This window comes from Bacillus cereus group sp. MG20 (genome assembly GCF_040459885.1).
GTDB classification, from domain to species: Bacteria; Bacillota; Bacilli; order Bacillales; family Bacillaceae_G; genus Bacillus_A; species Bacillus_A cereus.
Window position 1 is genome coordinate 4021390 of record NZ_JARVHF010000001.1, and the last position, 20269, is coordinate 4041658.

Genomic DNA, 20269 nt, shown 5'->3' on the forward strand with positions numbered 1-20269 from the left:
AAAGTCATAATTGATAAACCTTGTCCAGGGGACGCCCTTTCTGCTGAGCTACGGGATTTTCAAAAGGGAAAGGATAAGCGATTATGAGAGTAATGTATGAAGGAATAATGATGAGAAGCGAATTTAGTAGAAAGTAGTCTTTAGATGTAGAGGTTATATTATTTCCAATACCAATCTAAAGGACCTTCATCACTCAAATCAACAAGAAAAGGGAACAAGAAGTGTAAAGGTAAGCTTATAAGTTCTGGCATAGCGTTCACTGTTTTTTTTTGATAGATATTGCCTCCCAAAACAATACGGACAATCTTTTTCAAATGTCATGAGTATAGACCATACATCTTTTACTTTCCATTTCGTTTTACAATACGTACAATGCGCCATTGAGTTCCCCCTCGGTTTAAGGTGTTTTCTAATATATTCTACTTTATTGTACGAAAGTCATTTGAATTTGATGTGGTAAAATGCAAAACAAGCCTAACCCTGTTCTACATTCAGGAAGGGGCTAGGCTTGTTTTAATTTCGATCAAAGTCTCTTTGTATCAGGCTGTTTATACATTGCCTAGATAGCTTCGCGTTAAATTTGGGAGAATAATTTTTCCATTTTTACTGTATTTTTCGAATAGATCTGATAGGAGAAAAACAAAATTTTTATACTCTTTGTCATTTTCTTTCGGAGCATAAGATGCTGATAAATTCCTTCCCAAAAACCCTTCATAATCAAAAAGTAAATCATTTTGATATTCTTTAAAATCATACTTTCCATCTTTAAAAAAGCTGTTAAATACTTCTGGAGTTTCATCTATTCCACCGCTAAATCCTTTAAAGTTTGGGCAGGTTTTCTGGCAAATTTCTGCGTTCTCTTTAATAAGTGGACTAGTTAAATCTCTACTATTCCAAACAAGTGCAACATTTGCTTTTTGTTTTAAAATTCGTTGGCATTCGATTTTGAAAGCCTCTTTATTAAACCAATGAAATGCTTGGGCAACAGTTACTAAATCTACACTATTTTCTTTTAAAGTGGTATGTTCAGCAGTTGCTTTTATGGATTGAAAACGAGAATATAGTTTTAACGATTGCTCAGCGATCTTCCTCATATCATCATTTGGTTCAACTCCAATAACATGTAAACCACTTTCAAGCAGCTGGTGGCTAAATATCCCCGTACCTGAACCAATATCAGCCACAATCCGATTCCCTTTCAGTTGGTTAGCTGAAAGCAAGTAATCAATATATTCATTAGGATAACTAGGGCGATATTTTGCATATATATCGGCCCTGTCAGTAAAATTTTCTGTTGTTTTCACAGTACTACCTTCTTTCTTACGATATTATGTACAGAAATAGAAATTAAATATGAATTCCGGCAGCAGTCTCTAAGTCTACAATTTAAGAGTCCAGCTAAATAGAAAGCCTCAGTTTCTTTATTCAAATATCCTTTATCCGTTTAGTATACTATTTTAGATAATATCTTCCAAAAGACTAGAATGGCTTACTCAATTATGTTTTAAAGTGTATATTTTTATGGATTTATTTAATAATTTATGAGCGATTGTATGTCGTATTACGTTTACGTAGGTAAGAGATTTTCATTTTTGCTATTTAAATTGGCCAATATATCCTTTTTACAATTTACTGAAAATCATGTATAACAGAGATACATGATTATTTTATCTCGCTATTTGCGGGCAGTAAGATCCCTTACCTCGAAATTTAGCAAAAGTAAAGAAGTTAGGTTGGGGTCGGGATGGCCGTAAAAGTCCGATTGGTGAGGGTTGATGAAAGTTTCACTTTATAAATATTCAGAAGTAGAGGGAGAAAAGTTGTAATGGTAAGAAAAACGTTCAAGATGCGCGTGTCTAAAAATAGAACGATTTCGATTAATGGCTCGATTCTTGATGTGGATGTTACACATGATGAATTTTTACAAGAGTTTGTTGAGTGGGTCGATTCTAAAGGTTGGTCGTTTATGGGGATAACGGATGAGATTACGCCCGAGGAAGCTAGTCAAAAGTTAATAGATTCGTTGATTGATGAGAAGGATAAGAAAGAGTAATTCCTTCTTATTTTTATTGTATATTTATGTTCTTTATCGTAAAAATATGATATAGTAAAAAATAGTGAAAATTCTTCCAGTTTAATACAAATTACATATGATTGGTAGATTTATTATTTTGTTAGAGGAGTAAATGGAAAAGGGAGAGTCATATGGTAAATTTTAAGAAAATTTTGGTTTTTATTACAGTTATTTGTTTGTTTTTGTTGACACCTATGACATTGCGTGCTGAGACGAATATTGGAGTAAATCCAGAACAAGTTGCACCACCACCTGCAGAAGGACCGAATGTTTTTAGTCAGTTTGCAACGACAATTGATGCGAAAACAGGAGATGTTTTGTATGACAAAAATGCATATCACCGTGCATATCCTGCTAGTACGACGAAGGTGTTAACAGCGATTTTACTCATGGAGCATACAAAGCCAGAGGATCAATTTACATTTTCACAATTAGCATTAGATCAAGAGAAGAGTAATTATCAAATTGAGTTTCAACCTGGAGAGACAATTAATAGAAATACTGCGCTTATGATTTTAATGGTGCTGAGTGCGAATGATGTGTCGTATGCGATTGCGGAGCGGATTGGCGGGAGTGTTGAGAATTTCGCTAATATGATGAATGAGAAAGCGAAGCAATTAGGGGCGAAAGATAGCCACTTTGTAACACCGAATGGACTGCATGATCCGAACCATTATACGACGCCGTATGATATGGCTATGATTACGAAGGGTGTGCAAAAGTATCCTGAAATTTTACAAGCGATGAATACGAAAAGAACGACAGTTACGACGTCTAGGCAGACGGTGTCTATTTTTAATAAATCTAATTTTTTTGAAAATCCATATAGCATTGGCGGTAAGACAGGGTTTACGAATGAAGCGCGTAATACACTTGTTTTATTAAATGAGAAAGATGGAAATCGTATTATAAGTGTAGTAATGGCTTCTCAAAGACCTGAAATTTATGAAGATTTGAAGCAGATGGCGGACTATTCTTTCGGTCAATTTACGAAGCAAACAGTGCTCGATAAACATAATTGGCATCAAAAAACAACATATTTAAATAAAGATGTTAGTTCTGAGTTGGAAAAAAGTGCAGAACTGATGCTTAAGAAAGATGAAGGGAAAAATGTGAAAACTATTTTCCGGGCAGCTTCATTAGATAAAGAATCTTTGTATCATAAAGGAATACATCGTGGTGAGGTAGTTGGTGCAGTTGATATTACGAAAAATAATCAAACAATTGCGACGGTAAATGTTCTTTCAACAGAAGATGTCACTTTTGCGATGCCTAAGAAAGATACAGTTGCATCTGAGGAAAAAGAGTCAAATGTGAAAGTAATAAGTGTTGGGATAGGCGCAATTGTATTATTTGGAGCCATTTTATATGTAGTGTTACGCCGTAATACAAAAGGGATGAAAACAGAAGAAAAATAACGTAGTAGTAAAAAGACTGTGGAGAGATTTTGTCACAGTCTTTTTTATATGCTAAAAAGATATTTAACTAATAATTGTAAATTTTCTTATTGCAATAACTTAAAGTTCGTTATATCATTTACTTGTGTTCTTGTTAAAGAACGTAATGGATATTGCATACTTCAAATAATATAAAACAACGGAGAGGGAGAGAGACGATGAAATTAATTTGGAAGGTAATTAGCAACGCGATCTCATTTGTTTTATTTGCATTGATGGTTTTTTTAGCTTTTGTAGTTATTTCTTCAAAAGCGAGCGGTGGTGATCCGACAGTGATGGGATATCAATTTAAGAGCGTTCTTTCAGGATCAATGGAGCCGACGTTTTTAACAGGATCAATCATTGCAATAGAACCAAACAAAGATGGTTCTAAATATCAAAAAGGTGATGTTATTACCTTTAAAGAGAAAGATCAAAAAATTATCACTCACCGTATTATCGGTGTGAAAGATACAAATGGAAAAGTAATGTATGAAACAAAAGGGGATAACAACAACGGACCAGATTTAGAGCCAGTACTTGCAGAAAATGTAGTTGGAAAGTATGCAGATATTACAGTTCCGTACGTTGGTTATTTACTGAATTATGCGAATTCAAAAGCGGGAGCAGCATTACTTCTTATTATTCCAGGAGTCTTTTTACTTGGATATTCCGCGATTTCTATTTTTGGGGCTATTCGTAGCATTGACGGAGAAAAGAAAGATAAAAAAGTAGAACAATCCGTCTAGTTCGTTTGGTTATACTTTCCGTTTAGGAAGTTAACAAATATATATATTAAGGGGATATGGACATGACTTTAAAGAAAAAATTAGGAATGGGTATTACATCAGCAGTACTAGGAGCAGCGTTAGTTGGTGGAGGAACATTTGCATTTTTCAGTGATAAAGAAGTGTCAAACAATACATTTGCGGCTGGGACACTGGATTTAGCATTAAATCCATCAACAGTTGTTAACGTATCGAATTTAAAACCTGGGGATACAATTGAAAAAGAATTTAAACTAGAAAATAAAGGCTCTTTAGATATTAAAAAGGTTTTACTGAAAACAGATTATAATGTAGAAGATGTAAAGAAAGATAATAAAGATGATTTTGGTAAACATATTAAAGTAACATTCTTAAAAAATGTAGATAAGCATGAGACAATTGTGAAACAAACTACTTTAGATAAATTAAAAGGTGACACACTTACAGCTGTAGATAATGATTTATCGGCTTGGTTCTGGGATGAAAAAGGTATTTCAGCAGGTAAATCTGATAAATTCAAAGTGAAATTTGAGTTCGTTGATAATGGAAAAGATCAAAATCAATTCCAAGGCGATAAGTTACAATTAAATTGGACGTTTGATGCACAACAAACAGCAGGTGAAGAAAGATAATAACAAAAAGGGCTATCACATGGATAGCCCTTTTTCTATTTTTCTAGTATTTGTCTATCAATTTTAATAGTTCTTTACTATAATATAGATAATGTTCTGTATAAAGAACGTAATGTTCGATGGGAGAGATTAAGATGCTGAAAAGACCGCGTAATTTTAAAAAGATGCTTATATTGCCGTGTATGTGTTCTATTACGTTTTATTTAGGATCTCAAATTATGACTCATACAGAAGCGGCGTTCATTCATGAAACGAAAGTAGAAGCGACGCTTTCTACAGCAATTATATTTCCGAAAACAGTTAATACGTTAAAAGAGCAATCTGAGAAACATAAACAGTTTATTGAGCGTGAGTATGGAACGATGAAGGGAAAATCGAAAGCAACTTCTATTGAAGAAATAAAACAGGCGATTTCTGTATGGCAACAAGGGCGTGAGAAAATTGTTGCTGAGAAGGAAGCTCTGCAAAATGTATATACTGAAATAGAAGCTCCTTATAATCAAATACAAGAAGAATTAAAGGTAAATAAAGATGAGTCGATGCAGCAAGTGTCCGTATATGTAAATGAAGGCTTTCGCAGTATCAAAGAGAAACGTGACTATATTGAGAAAGAAATTAGCTTGAAAGCTATTGATGAGCAAATTCAGGCTCTTCAGCAACAATTAAACGTTGCAATTGAAGCGGAAGGACAAAAGAAAGTAGAAGAACAGAAGAAAGCAGAAGAACAGAAGAAAGCAGAAGAACAAAAGAAAGTAGAAGAACAGAAGAAAGCAGAAGAACAGAAGAAAGCAGAAGAACAAAAGAAAGTAGAAGAACAGAAGAAAGCAGAAGAACAGAAGAAAGCAGAAGAACAAAAGAAAGTAGAAGAACAGAAGAAAGCAGAAGAACAAAAGAAAGTAGAAGAACAGAAGAAAGTAGAAGAACAAAAGAAAGTAGAAGAGCAGAAGAAAGCGGAGTAACTGCTTTAGTGAAACAGCCGGAAAACAAGAATGTGGTGTAAGAGAGTGTGAACGAATAAGCAAGACTAGTAATATTTATACGAGTGTGAGGGAAAGTTAGCCCTCACCTCTTTGTTTTGCTTTTTCTTATAGTATTAAATGATTTGAGTGTGAAAAAAGATATAAATTATCATTCGTTTTTCTGAAAAGTCTAAATAATATTGAGAAATAAAAATAACTGAAAATATTAATAAATATGTGTTGTGTTTATATAGGTTTGTTCGTTATAATGAACATAAGGTTTTTAAAAAAGAACACATATTAGCTAAGCTAATATAGTTTTCTTTACATCTCTTATTGAAAAATAAGTGATAAAAATATAAAAAAAAGCTAGGGGGAATTGATTGTGAGTCTGAAAAAGAAATTAGGTATGGGAGTTGCATCAGCAGCATTGGGGTTAGCTTTAATTGGTGGAGGAACATTTGCATTCTTTAGCGATAAAGAAGTATCAAACAATACATTTGCAGCTGGGACGTTAGACCTTACATTAAACCCTAAGACGCTTGTAGATATTAAAGATTTAAAACCAGGGGATTCTGTTAAGAAAGAGTTCTTATTACAAAACAGCGGTTCGTTAACTATTAAAGACGTTAAATTAGCAACAAAGTATACTGTTAAAGATGCAAAAGGTGATAATGCTGGTGAAGACTTTGGTAAGCACGTTAAAGTAAAATTCCTTTGGAACTGGGATAAACAAAGTGAGCCTGTATACGAAACAACTTTAGCAGACTTACAAAATGTGGATCCAGATCTTTTAGCTAAAGACATCTTTGCTCCTGAGTGGGGAGAAAAGGGTGGATTAGCAGCTGGTACAGAGGATTATCTATGGGTGCAATTTGAATTTGTAGATGATGGAAAAGACCAAAATATCTTCCAAGGTGATACATTGAATTTAGAATGGACATTCAATGCTAACCAAGAAGCTGGGGAAGAAAAATAATAAAAAAGCGGGTATTCCCGCTTTTTTTTATAAAGAAAAAGAAGTGCTGGTTGTAAGCACTTCTTTCTATTATTATTTTTGATTTTGCTTCCACTTTGTAAATTCAAGAAATTCACGAAATTGTTCTTTGGAGACACCAGAGTTCATTGCATCTTTAACGAGTTGTGTCCATTCGGAGTCTAGGTTAGTTTCCTTTGTTGTTTCATCATGAAGTAAAGTATCAACTGGAATTTGTAGAACTGCTGCGATTTTTTCAAGAAACTGAATGGAAGGGTTTTTTTGTAAATTTCGTTCTATAGAACTAATGTAAGATTTAGCAACGCCAGCTTTTTCGGCAAGTTCAGTTAATGAAATCCCTTTTTGTAAACGAAGGCGTTTTATACGTTCTCCAATCATATTTGCGCACCTTTCTATCAATATGTAGTTGTCTTATGATGTCATTATTATAACATAAACTTCGTTAAAAAGAACAAACCTATTGAGCCTGACTGGATGGCTTCATACGTTGGAAAAATTGCTCAATGTCTTGCATGGCGATACCGGCATCTAGAGCTTCAAGTATTAAATCAATCCATTCTTGATCCAGTGCGTCTGTCTTATCTTTGTACAAATGTAATTCCTCCCTAATTATCGGTCATAATTGCTGCTACAGAATACATGATAATGCAATCGGATTTTGTGTTTTATATAGTGAATTATCAAATATTTTGTAGATGAAACAAAGATAAAATCCCCATTAAACTCCCTCTATGGAAATTATAAATTGTTCGATAAAAACTTTCAATATTTTCAGAAAACATTGTTGAATTGTGATATATTCGTATGCTAACTATGAAATTTTTACAAATATATTAAAAACATTACATAATATGACTAAATATTGAAAAAATATTGAATTTTTAATAAAATTCAATTTGTAATACATATTATTTATTAGGGGAGGAAATATGGGATGAACAAGAAACCGTTCAAAGTTTTGTCATCAATCGCTTTAACAGCTGTATTAGGCCTTTCATTCGGAGCTGGCACTCAATCTGCATATGCTGAAACACCTGTGAATAAGACAGCTACGAGCCCAGTCGATGATCATTTAATTCCAGAAGAACGTTTAGCGGATGCACTGAAAAAACGTGGGGTAATTGATTCTTCAGCTTCAGAGAAAGAAACAAAGAAAGCTGTTGAAAAGTATGTAGAGAACAAAAAGGGTGAAAATCCTGGGAAAGAAGCAACAAATGGGGATCAACTTACGAAAGAAGCATCTGACTTTTTAAAGAAAGTGAAAGATGCGAAAGCAGACACGAAAGAAAAACTAAATCAGCCAGCAACAGGGACACCTGCAGCGACAGGCCCAGTTAAGGGTGGTCTAAATGGTAAAGTACCAACTTCTCCAGCAAAGGGAAAAGAATATAACGGTGAAGTTCGTAAAGATAAAGTACTCGTTTTACTTGTAGAGTACGCTGACTTTAAACATAACAATATTGATAAAGAACCTGGTTATATGTATACTGACGATTTTAACAAAGAACATTATGAAAAAATGTTATTTGGTAATGAGCCATTCGCATTAGAGGATGGTAGTAAAATCGAAACATTTAAACAATATTACGAAGAGCAATCTGGCGGTAGTTATACAGTAGACGGGACAGTTACAAAATGGTTAACAGTTCCTGGTAAAGCTGCTGATTACGGTGCAGATGCTGCTACAGGTCATGATAATAAAGGACCAAAAGGACCACGTGATCTAGTAAAAGATGCATTAAAGGCAGCTGTAGATAGCGGTCTTGATTTATCACAGTTTGATCAGTTCGATCAATACGATGTAAATGGTGATGGAAATCAAAATCAACCTGACGGTTTAATCGATCATTTAATGATTATTCATGCGGGTGTTGGACAAGAAGCTGGCGGTGGTAAATTAGGCGATGATGCAATTTGGTCACATCGCTGGACAGTTGGACCAAAACCATTCGCAATTGAAGGTACACAAGCGAAAGTTCCATATTGGGGCGGAAAGATGGCGGCATTCGACTACACAATTGAACCAGAAGATGGCGCAGTTGGTGTATTCGCGCATGAATATGGTCATGATTTAGGTCTTCCAGATGAGTATGATACAGACTATACGGGTCATGGTGAGCCAATTCAAGCTTGGTCTGTTATGAGTGGCGGCAGCTGGGCGGGTAAAATCGCTGGAACAACACCGACGAGTTTCTCACCACAAAATAAAGAGTTTTTCCAAAAAACAATCGGTGGTAACTGGGCAAATATCGTAGAAGTAGATTACGAGAAATTAAATAAAGGTATCGGTCTAGCAACATATTTAGACCAAAGTGTTACGAAATCTAACCGTCCAGGTATGATTCGTGTTAACTTACCAGATAAAGATGTAAAAACAATTGCACCAGCATTTGGTAAACAGTATTACTACAGTACAAAAGGTGACAATCTTCATACAACGTTAGAAACACCACTGTTCGATTTAACGAATGCAACGAATGCGAAATTTGATTTCAAATCGTTATATGAAATCGAAGCAGAGTATGATTTCCTTGAAGTACATGCTGTAACAGAAGATGGTCAAAAAACGTTAATTGAAAGACTTGGCGAGAAAGCAAATAATGGAAATGCAGATTCGACAAATGGAAAATGGATTGACAAATCATATGATTTAAGTCAATTCAAAGGTAAAAAAGTAAAATTAACGTTTGAGTACATTACGGATGGTGGTTTAGCATTAAATGGTTTCTTACTTGATAATGCTTCATTAACAGTGGATGGTAAAGTAGTATTCTCTGATGATGCAGAAGGTACACCACAATTAAAATTAGATGGTTTCGTTGTATCTAGCGGAACAGAGAAGAAAAAACATAATTACTACGTAGAGTGGAGAAACCATACTGGATCAGATAGCGCATTGAAATTTGCTCGCGGTCCAGAATATAACTCAGGTATGGTTGTATGGTATGCAGACTCAGCTTACGCAGATAACTGGGTTGGTTTACATCCAGGACATGGTTTCCTTGGTGTAGTTGATTCTCATCCAGAAGCAATTGTAGGAACTTTAAATGGTAAACCGACAATTGATAGTAGTACACGATTCCAAATCGCTGATGCGGCATTCTCATTCGATAAAACGCCAGCTTGGAAAGTTGTATCTCCAACGCGTGGAACGTATACGTATGATGGCTTAGCTGGTGTACCAAAATTTGATGATTCGAAAACGTATATTAATCAACAGATTCCAGATGCAGGACGTATTTTACCGAAGCTTGGTCTGAAGTTTGAAGTAGTAGGACAAGCTGATGATAATTCTGCAGGTGCTGTTCGTTTATATCGTTAATACAGTAAAACTACCGAGAGATTTTCTTTCGGTAGTTTTTTTGTGAGCAATGAATTTTATATAGCTGAAAAAGTCATATATAATGTAACTTTAAGAATAGAAATTTGTTATATATGAAGTCTATATAAATAATGAAAGAATTGGATAAAAATAGTGGGAGAAGGTGAGTGAATGAGTATTTCCTCTATTGTAAGTAGGCAAAAGGAATATTTTTTAAAAGGGCATACGAGAAGCATCGAAATGAGAAAGAATAATTTGAAGAAGCTTTATGAAGGCATTCAGCGTTTTGAAGAAGAAATATTTCAGGCATTGAAATTAGATTTAAATAAGTCAGTTCACGAGTCGTTTACAACGGAAGTTGGATATGTATTAAAAGAAATTTCCTTTCAATTGAAACATATGTCATCGTGGAGTAAACCGAAGCGAGTTCGAACAGCACTCACTCATTTTGGATCAAAAGGAAAAGTAGTGCCAGAGCCGTATGGTGTGACGCTTATTATTGCACCGTGGAACTATCCTTTTCAATTAGCAATTGCACCACTTGTAGGAGCACTTGCAGCTGGAAATACAATCGTTTTAAAGCCGTCAGAGTTAACGCCAAGCGTTTCAAAAGTGCTTAAGAGAATGTTAGGTGAATTATTCCCAGAAGAGCTTGTAGCGGTAGTAGAAGGTGGCGTTGAAGAGAGTACATCTTTGCTGAGGGAACCAATTGATTATATTTTCTTTACTGGTAGTGTTGGCGTAGGAAAAGTTGTAATGGAAGCAGCAGCGAAACAGTTGACGCCGCTTACGTTAGAACTTGGCGGAAAAAGTCCTTGTATTGTACATAAAGATGCAAAGATAGAGATGACAGCAAGAAGAATTGTTTGGGGTAAGTTTTTAAATGCAGGGCAGACATGTGTAGCGCCTGATTATATGTACGTGCATTCTTCCGTGAAAGAACAGCTAGTTGAGGCACTGCGACATGAAATCACAGAGCAGTATAGTAAAGAACCTTTGCAAAATGAAAATTACGTGCGTATTGTAAGTGAGCGTCATTTTGAACGATTATGTGGATTTTTACAAGATGGTCAAGTCGTAATTGGTGGAAACTATAAGAAAGATACATTACATATTGAACCGACAGTGCTAACGGATATTACATGGCAAGATGCTGTTATGGAAGATGAAATTTTTGGTCCGATTTTACCAATCATAGAGTACGACAATATAGAAGATGTAATTGGCACAATCCAGCAACATCCGAAGCCGTTAGCGTTATATGTATTTTCGGAAGATAAAGAAGTACAAAAGAAAGTGACGAGTAATATTTCATATGGTGGAGGCTGTATTAATGATGTTGTCTACCATCTTGCCACGCCATATTTACCTTTTGGGGGTGTTGGAAGTAGTGGATTAGGGGGTTATCATGGGGAAGAAAGTTTTCGGACTTTTTCACATTATAAAAGCATTTTAGCCCAATCTACAGCATTCGACATGAAAATTCGTTACTCTTCTACAAAAAGTGCTTTAAAATTCATACGAAAGTTGTTAAAATGATGATGGTGTTTATCAGTAGGCGTAGCCGTATGATAATAGCCCCTTCGCAATGGAAGGGGTTTTTCTGTTCGACGTTATGTATCATGCGAAAATGAATCAAACATACTACATAAAGGATAGAAACGAACGCTTGCTAAATAACCATTTTTGTTTGGATCGAAACAAAAAATAGTCTATAGAACATAAATATTTATTCATGAATATAAAAATTTAAAATTTAAGGTAGATAGGACGGGAAAATGAAAAAGATTATTAAAGTTGAAGCAGTTGAAAAACATTTTGGAAATCAAGTGATTATCCCACCTCTTTCTTTAGATATTAAAGAGGGAGAGTTTTTAACAATTTTAGGGCCGAGTGGCTGCGGGAAAACGACTTTACTTCGTATGATCGCAGGATTTGAAACTCCAACTAAAGGGAATCTTTTATTAGATGATGAAAGAATTAACGATTTGCCGCCATATAAGCGTCATATGAACCTAGTGTTCCAACATTACGCACTATTCCCACATATGACAGTAGAGAAGAATATTTGTTTTGGTATGAAAATGCAGAAAGTATCAGCAGCAGAGCAGAAAGAGCGTGCTGAAGAGGCAATGCGTTTAACGCAGTTACTTGAGTTCCGTAATCGTAAACCTGCTAAGCTTTCTGGTGGACAACAGCAGCGTGTTGCAATTGCAAGAGCGATTGTAAATAATCCGCGTGTATTACTATTAGATGAGCCACTTGGAGCGCTTGACTTTAAGTTACGAAAAGACTTGCAACGTGAATTGAAAAACTTACAACGTAATTTAGGAATTACGTTTATATACGTAACGCACGATCAAGAAGAAGCAATGAGCATGAGCGATCGTATCGTCGTTATGAATAAAGGACATATCGAACAAATTGGAACGCCGAAAGAAATTTATAATAAGCCGAAAACATTGTTCGTTGCGACATTCATCGGTGAAAATAATATTGTGAAAAATGGGGAAGGCTATGTAGCAATTCGCCCTGAAAATGTGAAAGTACGTTCGGTTGAAGAACCAATTTTAAAAGAATACCATCTTGGACATATTGAAGATATCGAGTTTGTCGGAAATATGGAGAAGCTTTATGTACGTGATGAGAAAACATCAGAATTACTAATGGCATATCAAACTGCTGAAGAGGCAGTGCAGTGGAGCATTGGAGATAATGTATATGTAGGCTGGGAGCAAGAGGACGAGGTGACCTTAAATTGAAAAAAGGGAAATTACTCGCACTACCTACAGTCGCGTGGCTGTTAATTTTCTTCCTAATCCCGCTCGTATTCGTATTAGGATTCGCCTTCATGCAGCGCGGAGCTTACGGGACAGTAGAAATGCAATTTACGCTGGAGAATATATCCCGTGTGTTTGATCCATTGTACTTAGGAACGTTATGGGAAACTGTTAAGATTGCAGTTATTACTACAGTAATATGTTTATTAATTGGTTATCCATTTGCGTATACAATTACAATTGTTGACCGCAAATATCGTTCTATTCTTTTATTATTGGCAACGATCCCGTTTTGGATTAACTTTCTTGTTCGTTCATACGCATGGATTGTTATTTTACGTTCACAAGGTCTTGTGAATACGTTGTTATTAAAACTCGGCATTATTAGTGAACCATTAAATTTATTATATAATACGCCTTCTGTAATACTCGGAATGGTCTATTCTTTATTACCATTTATGATTTTACCAGTGTATGCAGCAATTGAGCAGCTGGATAAGCGTAAGCTAGAAGCGGCTTATGATTTAGGAGCAACACCAATAAAGGCATTTTGGAATATAACAGTGCCGATGACAATGTCAGGAATTGCGACTGGTTCTATTTTAGTATTCGTTTCTTCTATCGGAATGTTTGTTGTATCAGACGTGATGGGCGGATCGAAAGTAGCATTAATCGGAAACGTTATTCAAAACCAATTCTTAGGTGCACGTGACTGGCCGTTTGGATCTGCGTTATCGATTATCGTTGTTCTATTCTCTGTTCTGTTAATTTACTTATATTATCGTGCAACGAAAGTATATAAATATAATGAGAACGGAGGGGAATAGGCAAAGATGAAGAAGTTTTTAGTTTCTTATTCTTGGTTAATTTTGTTATTCTTGTATTTTCCAATGATGGTTTTAATGGTCTATTCTTTCAACGACTCTCGCATTAATGCGGAGTGGGAAGGTTTTACATTCCATTGGTATACAGATTTATTTCAAAAACAAGATGTTATTGATGCATTTGTAAATAGTATTACGATTGCAGTTATAACAACGATTGTGACAACGGTACTTGGTGTATTCTTTGCGATTGCTTTACATCGTTATAAATATCGTTTCGAAGGGGCTATTAATGGCCTTGTATATTTACCAATTTTAATTCCTGATATTTTAATGGGATTATCTTTACTAATTCTTTTCAGTCAGCTAGGAATGGAACTTGGACAAACAACGATTATTATTGCACATATTACATTTAGTATTTCGTTTGTTGTTGTTATTTTAGCTGCGCGTCTTTCAAGTATGGGACGTGACTTAGAAGAAGCTGCAAATGATTTAGGAGCAACGCCTTGGCAAACGTTTCGTTTTGTAACGTTCCCAGCAATTGCACCGGGAGTTATTTCAGCAGCATTATTAACATTCACATTATCAATTGATGATTTTGTAATTAGTTTCTTCGTATCAGGACCAGGATCAACAACATTGCCATTATACATTTACAGTATGGTTAAGCGCGGAGTATCACCAGAAATTAATGCTCTTTCTACAATTTTAATTGTTGCTATCGTAGGATTAATGGTTCTATCTGAAATCTTCCGTAACAAAGGTGCAGATGGTGAAGAAAACTCTGGAGGACACCTTCCTTTATAATACGAACGATATAGAAAGTACGAGGGGGTAATAAACCGATGAAATTAATGAAAAGAATAGCTGGCGCAGCAATTAGCTTTAGCCTTGTTGCTGGTGTGCTTGCTGGTTGTGGTGAAAAGAAAGAAGAATTAAATATTTATAGCTGGGCTGACAATTTTGATGAGCAAGTGCTAAGAGATTTTGAAAAGAAGTATAATGTGAAAATTAACTATGATAAGTACGCAAGTAACGAAGAAATGCTTGCGAAATTACAAGCTGGTGGCGCAAAGTATGATTTAATTCAACCATCTGATTACATGGTTAAAACAATGGCAAAAATGGATTTATTAGCGCCGTTAGATAAAAAGAATATCCCAAATATCGAAAACATGGTTTCTAATTTCAAAACACCTGCGTTTGATCCAGAGAATAAATATTCTTTAGTGTACACTTGGGGTGTAACAGGGATTGCATACAATAAAAAGTATGTGAAAGAAGCACCTACAAGCTGGGCTGACTTATGGAATGAGAAATATAAAGGACATGTAACGTTATTAAACGATTCTCGTGAAGTATTAGGAGTGGGTCTTAAGAAGCACGGGTTCTCAAACAGTACAAAAGAAGATGCAGAGTTAAAGACAGCAGCAGATGATTTAAAGAAGCTGCTTCCAAACTTATTAGCATTTGATACAGATAACATTAAACAAAAATTCATTACAGAAGATGCTTGGATCGGAACAGTTTGGTCTGGAGATGCAGCATTTATCGCAAAAGATAATAAAGATGTAGAATACGTTGTACCAAAAGAAGGCGGCACAATTTGGGCTGATACGTTAGCAATTCCAAAGGGTGCAAAACATAAAGAGCTTGCTGAGAAGTTTATGAACTACTTACTTGATGAAAAAGTAAGTGTGAAAAACTACGAGTCAATTGGTTACAGTAATCCAAATGAAAAAGCTCATCCTCTTCATAGTAAAGAATACCGTGATAATCACATGATTTTCTTAACGAAAGAAGAGTTAGATCGTACAGAATGGCTTGTTGATGTAGACGATAAGTTAAAAGACTATGATCGTTACTGGACAGAGCTAAAAACAAAAGGTAAATAAGTAAGAAAATGCGGTTTCTAAAGTAGAAATCGCATTTTTTCATAGTAGGAGGAAATCGTTTGAAGAAGAAGTTACATCAGTATGAGGTAATATGTATCGGTTTATTATTTGCTGTATTTAGTATTGTTGCTTGGCGCGTACATGCAGGTGGCGTTACAGTAATGGATACATATGTCCGCGGATTAGTAAAAGGGCTACAAACGGAAAGTTCCCTTACATTTTTCTCGTACTTTACAAAATTGGGGTCAGCAATTGGGATAGCTGCTACGCTCGTTATAAGTTTGCTTGTTTTTTGGAAGAAGCGTTATTATGCTGCGATGATTGTGTATCCAATGGGAATTTTAATAACACATCTTGTGAATAAAGGGATAAAAGAGATTGTAAAGAGAGAACGTCCGTCATTAAATGAAGCGTTAGATGCACTTGGATATAGTTTTCCTAGTGGACATGCAATGCTATCGATTATGACATTTGGATTTCTTGCTTATATCATTGCTGCTAATTTGAAAAGCATAGCTGGGAAATGTGTCATAACGATTTTGATGGGTATAGTAATCCTATCGATTGGATTAAGTAGAGTCATTTTAGATGTACATTACCCAACTGATATTTTAGCTGGTTACTGCGTAGGTGGTATTTTGTTAGTTATCGCTATTTACTATCATCGTTTACTTACTGAGAGATTGGGGCTTAATAAAGAGAGATAGAAAAAACGCCTGGAAAAACTATCATTATAGTGTTCCTAGGCGTTTTTTGTTTGTATAAAGATATGATACAGTATAAGTGACAATTGAATTATTTAAAGTAGGTGAAAATGTGTGAAGACAACTGTTCATAAAGTTGATAAGTGGGGGAAGTTAGGAGCTTTTTTGTATCAATTTCGTTATACAGTAATTGTAGCGTTACTGTTGCTTGCAATCGCACTTGGGATTTTTGCTCCAAAGCTACCGGGAGTATTAGGTGGTGACGGTTTCCAAACGGAAGGAGACTATCAAAAAACAAAAGAAATTTTAGATAAAGATTTTAAGAAGTCTCAAGATACGCTTCTGCTCGTTTTTGAGAAAAATAAAGATGCTTCGCATGAGGAATTTAAAAAGCGAATAGATGAAATTGTAAAGAATGTTCAAGAGAAAGAGAACTATGAATCTTTCCATCACCCAATCCAAAATAAAGAAATGCTACAAGATGACATCGGTTATGCAACAATTTTATTTTCCGGGAAAACAAATAAAGAAAGAATGGAAAAGACATTACAATTTGCTAATGAGATTGAGAAAGAAAGTAATGTAGCATTAAAAGTAACACCTACAGGATTTCCGAAAATTAATCAAGAGATTAATGAAAGAACGCAAAATGATTTAAAAGTAGCAGAAATGATTGGATTACCAATTGCGTTTCTTGTATTACTATTTTCGTTTGGTAGCCTTTTGGCATCAATTTTACCGATTTTGAATGGAGCGCTTAGTGTTATTAGCACGATGGGTATATTGTATTTCATCGGTGTGGATAAAGAACTATCTATTTTCGTGTTAAACGTTGCACCGATGATTGGACTTGCACTATCTATTGATTTTGCGCTATTATTTGTGAACCGTTTTCGAGAGGAAGTTGCTAAACGAACGGTAAAAGAAGCGATAGCAATTACATATCAGACGGCAGGACGTGCAATTGTATTTTCAGGATTATGCGTATTTGTTGGGTTATCCGGTTTGTTTTTCTTTAAGATAGATTATATTCAATCTGTCGCAATTAGCGGAATGATTGTTGTGATTATGAGTATTTTATTCTCACTCACACTTCTTCCAGCGTTATTATCGTTAATCGGTAAAAAAATATTAAAAAAGAATCAAGTAGCACATACGCCGGCAAAAGCATGGCGTAAATTTGCACAATTTGTGATGAAACATCCAATTGCAATGATTGTTGTTGTTACAACATTTATTGTTATTTGCTTATTACCGTTACGTACAGCTAATTTGCAGTTCCCTAGTGTTGAAGCTTTACCTGAAAAGAGTGATACAAGGATTGCATATGAAAAGTATGAAGAAGCATTTAATAAAACTGTCAAAACACACGCTGATGTTACGTTAGTTGTAGAGACGAAAAAAGATATGAAAGAAAAAGAAAGTCTACAAAAGATAGAAGAAGTCGTTCAAACGTTAAAAGATGATAAAAAAGTACATGAAGTAAGAAGTTTATACGACGGGTTAACTGGAATGAAAGCAGATCAAGTTGCTGGAATATTGCAGTCGCCAGAAGCAGCAAAACTAACTCCTGTATTTGAAGCATACACAAAAGGGAATAAGACGATGATAGAAGTTTTTTTGAAAACAAAACCACGTACAGAGACTGCAAAACAGTGGGTGCGTGACTTTAAAAAGAACTATAAAGAAACGAATGTTACGTATTATCTAGGCGGAATGACGACGTTTCAACAAGAATTAGAAGATGAAATTAAAGATAAAGTTGTAATTGGTATGTCTGTTATATTTGGATCGACCTTTGTTATATTATTATTTGCATTCCGATCTATACTCATTCCAATTAAGGCAATTATTATGAATATACTTAGTTTGAGTGCAACCATTGGAATTGTTGTTTGGTTATTTGAAGGTGGTCATTTCGGTTTAGAAGCGAGTCCGGTTCTGTTTGTCTTACCAATCTTCATTTTTGGCCTCGTATTTGGGCTTAGTATGGATTATGAAGTATTTCTTATTTCACGTATTCACGAGCTCTATGAAGAAACAGGAGATAACGATCAAGCAACGTTAGAAGGGCTCGTTTCAACAAGTAGAATCATTACATCAGCTGCATTAATTATGATTGTTGTAACGGGTGCATTCGCATTTACTGATATTTTACCAGTAAAGCAGATGGGGCTTGGCGTGGCATTAGCAATATTTCTTGATGCAACAATTATTCGTCTTATGCTCGTTCCAAGCTTAATGAAGTTATTTGGAGACTGGAATTGGTGGTTACCATTTCGAAAAAAACGAGAAAAATCATCGTAAAAAAATGCTCATCATATTGATGAGCATTTTTTTATGAATAGCAAGACCTACATTTTGCAAATAGTATGTGATAAGAACATTACATACAAGTAGGTGAAGGCAATGTTTCGTTATTTTAAGTTTAAGTTAAATGATACAGTACAGTTTGCAGAAAACGATGGGCATATGTATCGCATTGTCGGTTATCGGTTAGAAAAGGGATTTTATCCAAAAGATGAATGGACTCATATCATTTATGAACTACTTAGAGAATTTGACGGGTATACGATGGATGCAGAGGAGGAAGAACTTGTAAAGGTCGTTCAAGTAGAGGATGAGTATTACAAAATACAAGAAGTATCAGGTTATCGTTATCCAGTAAAAATGAAACAAAAACAACAAGTGATGAAAATAGAAAGGATGGACGATTTATTAGATGCTTACAATGACTATAAAAGGTTGGCGGATTTCTTTAAAGATTTATCGTATGAACAAAAAGCTGAAGAAGTATTGTTAGAAATGAAAAGACTTAGAGCTTGAGGGGCAGTCTATTATAAGACTGTCCTCTATTTTTGACGGTGCACCAAAGTGTGTTTTCCGTTACAATGAGAGAATCAATAGAAATAAGGTGATAAACAGTATGGAAACAAAGAAAAAGGGCGAATGGTGTGAAATTACCGTTCCAGCTAAATGGAATGGTATAAGTATTGAATCGGTATTAAAAGTAGAATGGGAAATACCGAAAAAGCTATTACATCAGCTTCGTATGGAAAAAGGTGTTACGGTTAACGGAGAACAAAGAAGATGGAATGAGCTTTTAAAAGAGAACGATAAGTTACAAGTTCATATGTTTGCGGAGGAAGAGTACGGTGTGGATCCAGAATATGGTGAATTGCATGTAGTATACGAAGATGATCACGTACTCATCGTAAATAAACCAGAGAAAATGGACACACATCCTGCTGAAAAAGGTGGAACCGGGACGCTTGCAAATCTTGTTGCTTTTCATTTTCAAATGCAAGGTTTAGAGGCGAAGGTGCGTCATATTCATCGTTTAGATAAAGATACGACAGGTGGTGTCGTATTTGCTAAGCATAGAATTGCTGGTGCAATTATGGATCGTTTATTAATGGAACGAAAAATTAAAAGGACGTACGCAGCGCTCGTTGAAGGGAAAGTAAAGGGGAAACAAGGAACGATTGATGCTGCTATTGGAAGGGATCGCCATCATGCTACAAGGCGTCGTATTTCTCCAAAAGGTGACCAAGCTATCACATATTATAAAGTAGAAAAGTATTTTAAGAAGCAAAACACGACTTTCGTAACGTTACAATTAGAAACGGGTAGAACGCATCAAATTCGTGTTCATATGAGCCATAATGGTAATCCACTAGTTGGGGATGTATTATATGGTGGACAAACAAAATATATGTCCAGTCAAGCATTGCATGCGATGAAGATAAATTTCTTGCATCCAATTACGAAAGAAGCGATTGAAGTTGATGTGCCGTTTCCTACAAAGTTAGATAATAAAATAAGAGAATTTCAAAAAGAAAATGCGTAAAGTATAAGTTTTAATTTGAAAAAAGT

19 protein-coding genes and 1 pseudogene are annotated in these 20269 nt (G+C 35.2%); 16 read left to right on the forward strand and 4 right to left on the reverse strand.

Annotated features, from left to right (window positions below; translation table 11 throughout):
* Positions 1-158: 158 nt before the first annotated feature.
* Positions 159-381 (reverse strand): annotated as a pseudogene (locus QCI81_RS20625) (hypothetical protein).
* A 167-nt stretch (positions 382-548) separates the two neighbouring features.
* Positions 549-1304, reverse strand: a complete 756-nt coding sequence (locus QCI81_RS20630; RefSeq protein WP_069355252.1) for a class I SAM-dependent methyltransferase — start codon at positions 1302-1304, stop codon at positions 549-551.
* Positions 1305-1825: 521 nt separating this feature from the next.
* On the opposite strand from QCI81_RS20630, the gene QCI81_RS20635 reads away from it, so the two are divergent.
* The 6 genes from QCI81_RS20635 (at position 1826) to calY (ending at position 6847) form a co-directional block, all read left to right on the forward strand.
* Positions 1826-2053: a hypothetical protein gene (locus QCI81_RS20635; protein ID WP_000251856.1), complete on the forward strand. Its 228-nt coding sequence runs from the start codon at positions 1826-1828 to the stop codon at positions 2051-2053.
* 152 nt (positions 2054-2205) lie between these two features.
* A complete protein-coding gene (locus tag QCI81_RS20640; RefSeq protein WP_063546889.1) occupies positions 2206-3492 on the forward strand; it encodes a D-alanyl-D-alanine carboxypeptidase family protein in 1287 nt (428 codons plus the stop codon).
* A 197-nt stretch (positions 3493-3689) separates the two neighbouring features.
* Positions 3690-4259 (forward strand): signal peptidase I SipW, encoded by a 570-nt coding sequence (gene sipW, locus QCI81_RS20645; RefSeq protein WP_000767802.1) that lies wholly within the window; start codon positions 3690-3692, stop codon positions 4257-4259.
* 62 nt (positions 4260-4321) lie between these two features.
* Positions 4322-4909, forward strand: coding sequence for a CalY family protein (locus QCI81_RS20650; protein WP_000172852.1), 588 nt, complete (start codon positions 4322-4324; stop codon positions 4907-4909).
* A 134-nt stretch (positions 4910-5043) separates the two neighbouring features.
* Positions 5044-5868: a DUF4047 domain-containing protein gene (locus QCI81_RS20655; protein WP_353810886.1), complete on the forward strand. Its 825-nt coding sequence runs from the start codon at positions 5044-5046 to the stop codon at positions 5866-5868.
* 385 nt (positions 5869-6253) lie between these two features.
* Entirely contained in the window at positions 6254-6847 is a 594-nt protein-coding gene (calY, locus tag QCI81_RS20660; RefSeq protein WP_000053715.1) for a biofilm matrix protein CalY, read from the forward strand.
* Positions 6848-6919: 72 nt separating this feature from the next.
* Here the strand turns inward: calY and QCI81_RS20665 are convergent, their stop codons facing one another.
* Both QCI81_RS20665 and QCI81_RS20670 read right to left on the reverse strand, forming a co-directional pair.
* Positions 6920-7243 (reverse strand): helix-turn-helix domain-containing protein, encoded by a 324-nt coding sequence (locus tag QCI81_RS20665; protein ID WP_000578885.1) that lies wholly within the window; start codon positions 7241-7243, stop codon positions 6920-6922.
* A 79-nt stretch (positions 7244-7322) separates the two neighbouring features.
* Entirely contained in the window at positions 7323-7457 is a 135-nt protein-coding gene (locus tag QCI81_RS20670; RefSeq protein WP_000276219.1) for an anti-repressor SinI family protein, read from the reverse strand.
* A 342-nt stretch (positions 7458-7799) separates the two neighbouring features.
* On the opposite strand from QCI81_RS20670, the gene inhA1 reads away from it, so the two are divergent.
* The 10 genes from inhA1 (at position 7800) to QCI81_RS20720 (ending at position 20243) form a co-directional block, all read left to right on the forward strand.
* Positions 7800-10187: a M6 family metalloprotease immune inhibitor InhA1 gene (gene inhA1 / locus QCI81_RS20675; RefSeq protein WP_063546895.1), complete on the forward strand. Its 2388-nt coding sequence runs from the start codon at positions 7800-7802 to the stop codon at positions 10185-10187.
* Between the two features lie 171 nt (positions 10188-10358).
* Positions 10359-11726 (forward strand): aldehyde dehydrogenase, encoded by a 1368-nt coding sequence (locus QCI81_RS20680; RefSeq protein ID WP_063546897.1) that lies wholly within the window; start codon positions 10359-10361, stop codon positions 11724-11726.
* 239 nt (positions 11727-11965) lie between these two features.
* Entirely contained in the window at positions 11966-12949 is a 984-nt protein-coding gene (gene potA, locus QCI81_RS20685; RefSeq protein ID WP_000720334.1) for a spermidine/putrescine ABC transporter ATP-binding protein PotA, read from the forward strand.
* A complete protein-coding gene (gene potB / locus QCI81_RS20690) occupies positions 12946-13794 on the forward strand; it encodes a spermidine/putrescine ABC transporter permease PotB (RefSeq protein WP_000715500.1) in 849 nt (282 codons plus the stop codon). The genes potA and potB overlap by 4 nt, the downstream gene beginning before the upstream one ends.
* A 6-nt stretch (positions 13795-13800) precedes the next feature.
* Positions 13801-14601 carry a spermidine/putrescine ABC transporter permease PotC gene (gene potC, locus QCI81_RS20695; protein ID WP_000714190.1) on the forward strand — a complete coding sequence of 267 codons (801 nt, stop codon included), beginning with the start codon at positions 13801-13803 and terminating at the stop codon, positions 14599-14601.
* A 38-nt stretch (positions 14602-14639) separates the two neighbouring features.
* Positions 14640-15689, forward strand: a complete 1050-nt coding sequence (gene potD, locus QCI81_RS20700) for a spermidine/putrescine ABC transporter substrate-binding protein PotD (RefSeq protein WP_000772490.1) — start codon at positions 14640-14642, stop codon at positions 15687-15689.
* A 59-nt stretch (positions 15690-15748) separates the two neighbouring features.
* Positions 15749-16396 (forward strand): phosphatase PAP2 family protein, encoded by a 648-nt coding sequence (locus QCI81_RS20705; RefSeq protein WP_000727783.1) that lies wholly within the window; start codon positions 15749-15751, stop codon positions 16394-16396.
* A gap of 111 nt (positions 16397-16507) precedes the next feature.
* Positions 16508-18700 carry an MMPL family transporter gene (locus tag QCI81_RS20710; protein ID WP_071730691.1) on the forward strand — a complete coding sequence of 731 codons (2193 nt, stop codon included), beginning with the start codon at positions 16508-16510 and terminating at the stop codon, positions 18698-18700.
* Between the two features lie 102 nt (positions 18701-18802).
* Positions 18803-19219, forward strand: a complete 417-nt coding sequence (locus QCI81_RS20715) for a hypothetical protein (protein WP_000490302.1) — start codon at positions 18803-18805, stop codon at positions 19217-19219.
* Positions 19220-19319: 100 nt separating this feature from the next.
* Positions 19320-20243: an RluA family pseudouridine synthase gene (locus tag QCI81_RS20720; RefSeq protein WP_023521457.1), complete on the forward strand. Its 924-nt coding sequence runs from the start codon at positions 19320-19322 to the stop codon at positions 20241-20243.
* The last annotated feature ends 26 nt before the right edge of the window (positions 20244-20269 follow it).

Excerpts from the sequence above, each read along its gene's own strand:
- QCI81_RS20635 (WP_000251856.1), top strand. The coding sequence starts at position 1,826 with ATGGTAAGAAAAACGTTCAAGATGCGCGTGTCTAAAAATAGAACGATT.
- QCI81_RS20640 (WP_063546889.1), top strand. The coding sequence starts at position 2,206 with ATGGTAAATTTTAAGAAAATTTTGGTTTTTATTACAGTTATTTGTTTG.
- sipW (WP_000767802.1), top strand. The coding sequence starts at position 3,690 with ATGAAATTAATTTGGAAGGTAATTAGCAACGCGATCTCATTTGTTTTA.
- QCI81_RS20650 (WP_000172852.1), top strand. The coding sequence starts at position 4,322 with ATGACTTTAAAGAAAAAATTAGGAATGGGTATTACATCAGCAGTACTA.
- QCI81_RS20655 (WP_353810886.1), top strand. The coding sequence starts at position 5,044 with ATGCTGAAAAGACCGCGTAATTTTAAAAAGATGCTTATATTGCCGTGT.
- QCI81_RS20665 (WP_000578885.1), bottom strand. The coding sequence starts at position 7,243 with ATGATTGGAGAACGTATAAAACGCCTTCGTTTACAAAAAGGGATTTCA.
- inhA1 (WP_063546895.1), top strand. The coding sequence starts at position 7,800 with ATGAACAAGAAACCGTTCAAAGTTTTGTCATCAATCGCTTTAACAGCT.
- QCI81_RS20680 (WP_063546897.1), top strand. The coding sequence starts at position 10,359 with ATGAGTATTTCCTCTATTGTAAGTAGGCAAAAGGAATATTTTTTAAAA.
- potA (WP_000720334.1), top strand. The coding sequence starts at position 11,966 with ATGAAAAAGATTATTAAAGTTGAAGCAGTTGAAAAACATTTTGGAAAT.
- potC (WP_000714190.1), top strand. The coding sequence starts at position 13,801 with ATGAAGAAGTTTTTAGTTTCTTATTCTTGGTTAATTTTGTTATTCTTG.
- potD (WP_000772490.1), top strand. The coding sequence starts at position 14,640 with ATGAAATTAATGAAAAGAATAGCTGGCGCAGCAATTAGCTTTAGCCTT.
- QCI81_RS20715 (WP_000490302.1), top strand. The coding sequence starts at position 18,803 with ATGTTTCGTTATTTTAAGTTTAAGTTAAATGATACAGTACAGTTTGCA.
- QCI81_RS20720 (WP_023521457.1), top strand. The coding sequence starts at position 19,320 with ATGGAAACAAAGAAAAAGGGCGAATGGTGTGAAATTACCGTTCCAGCT.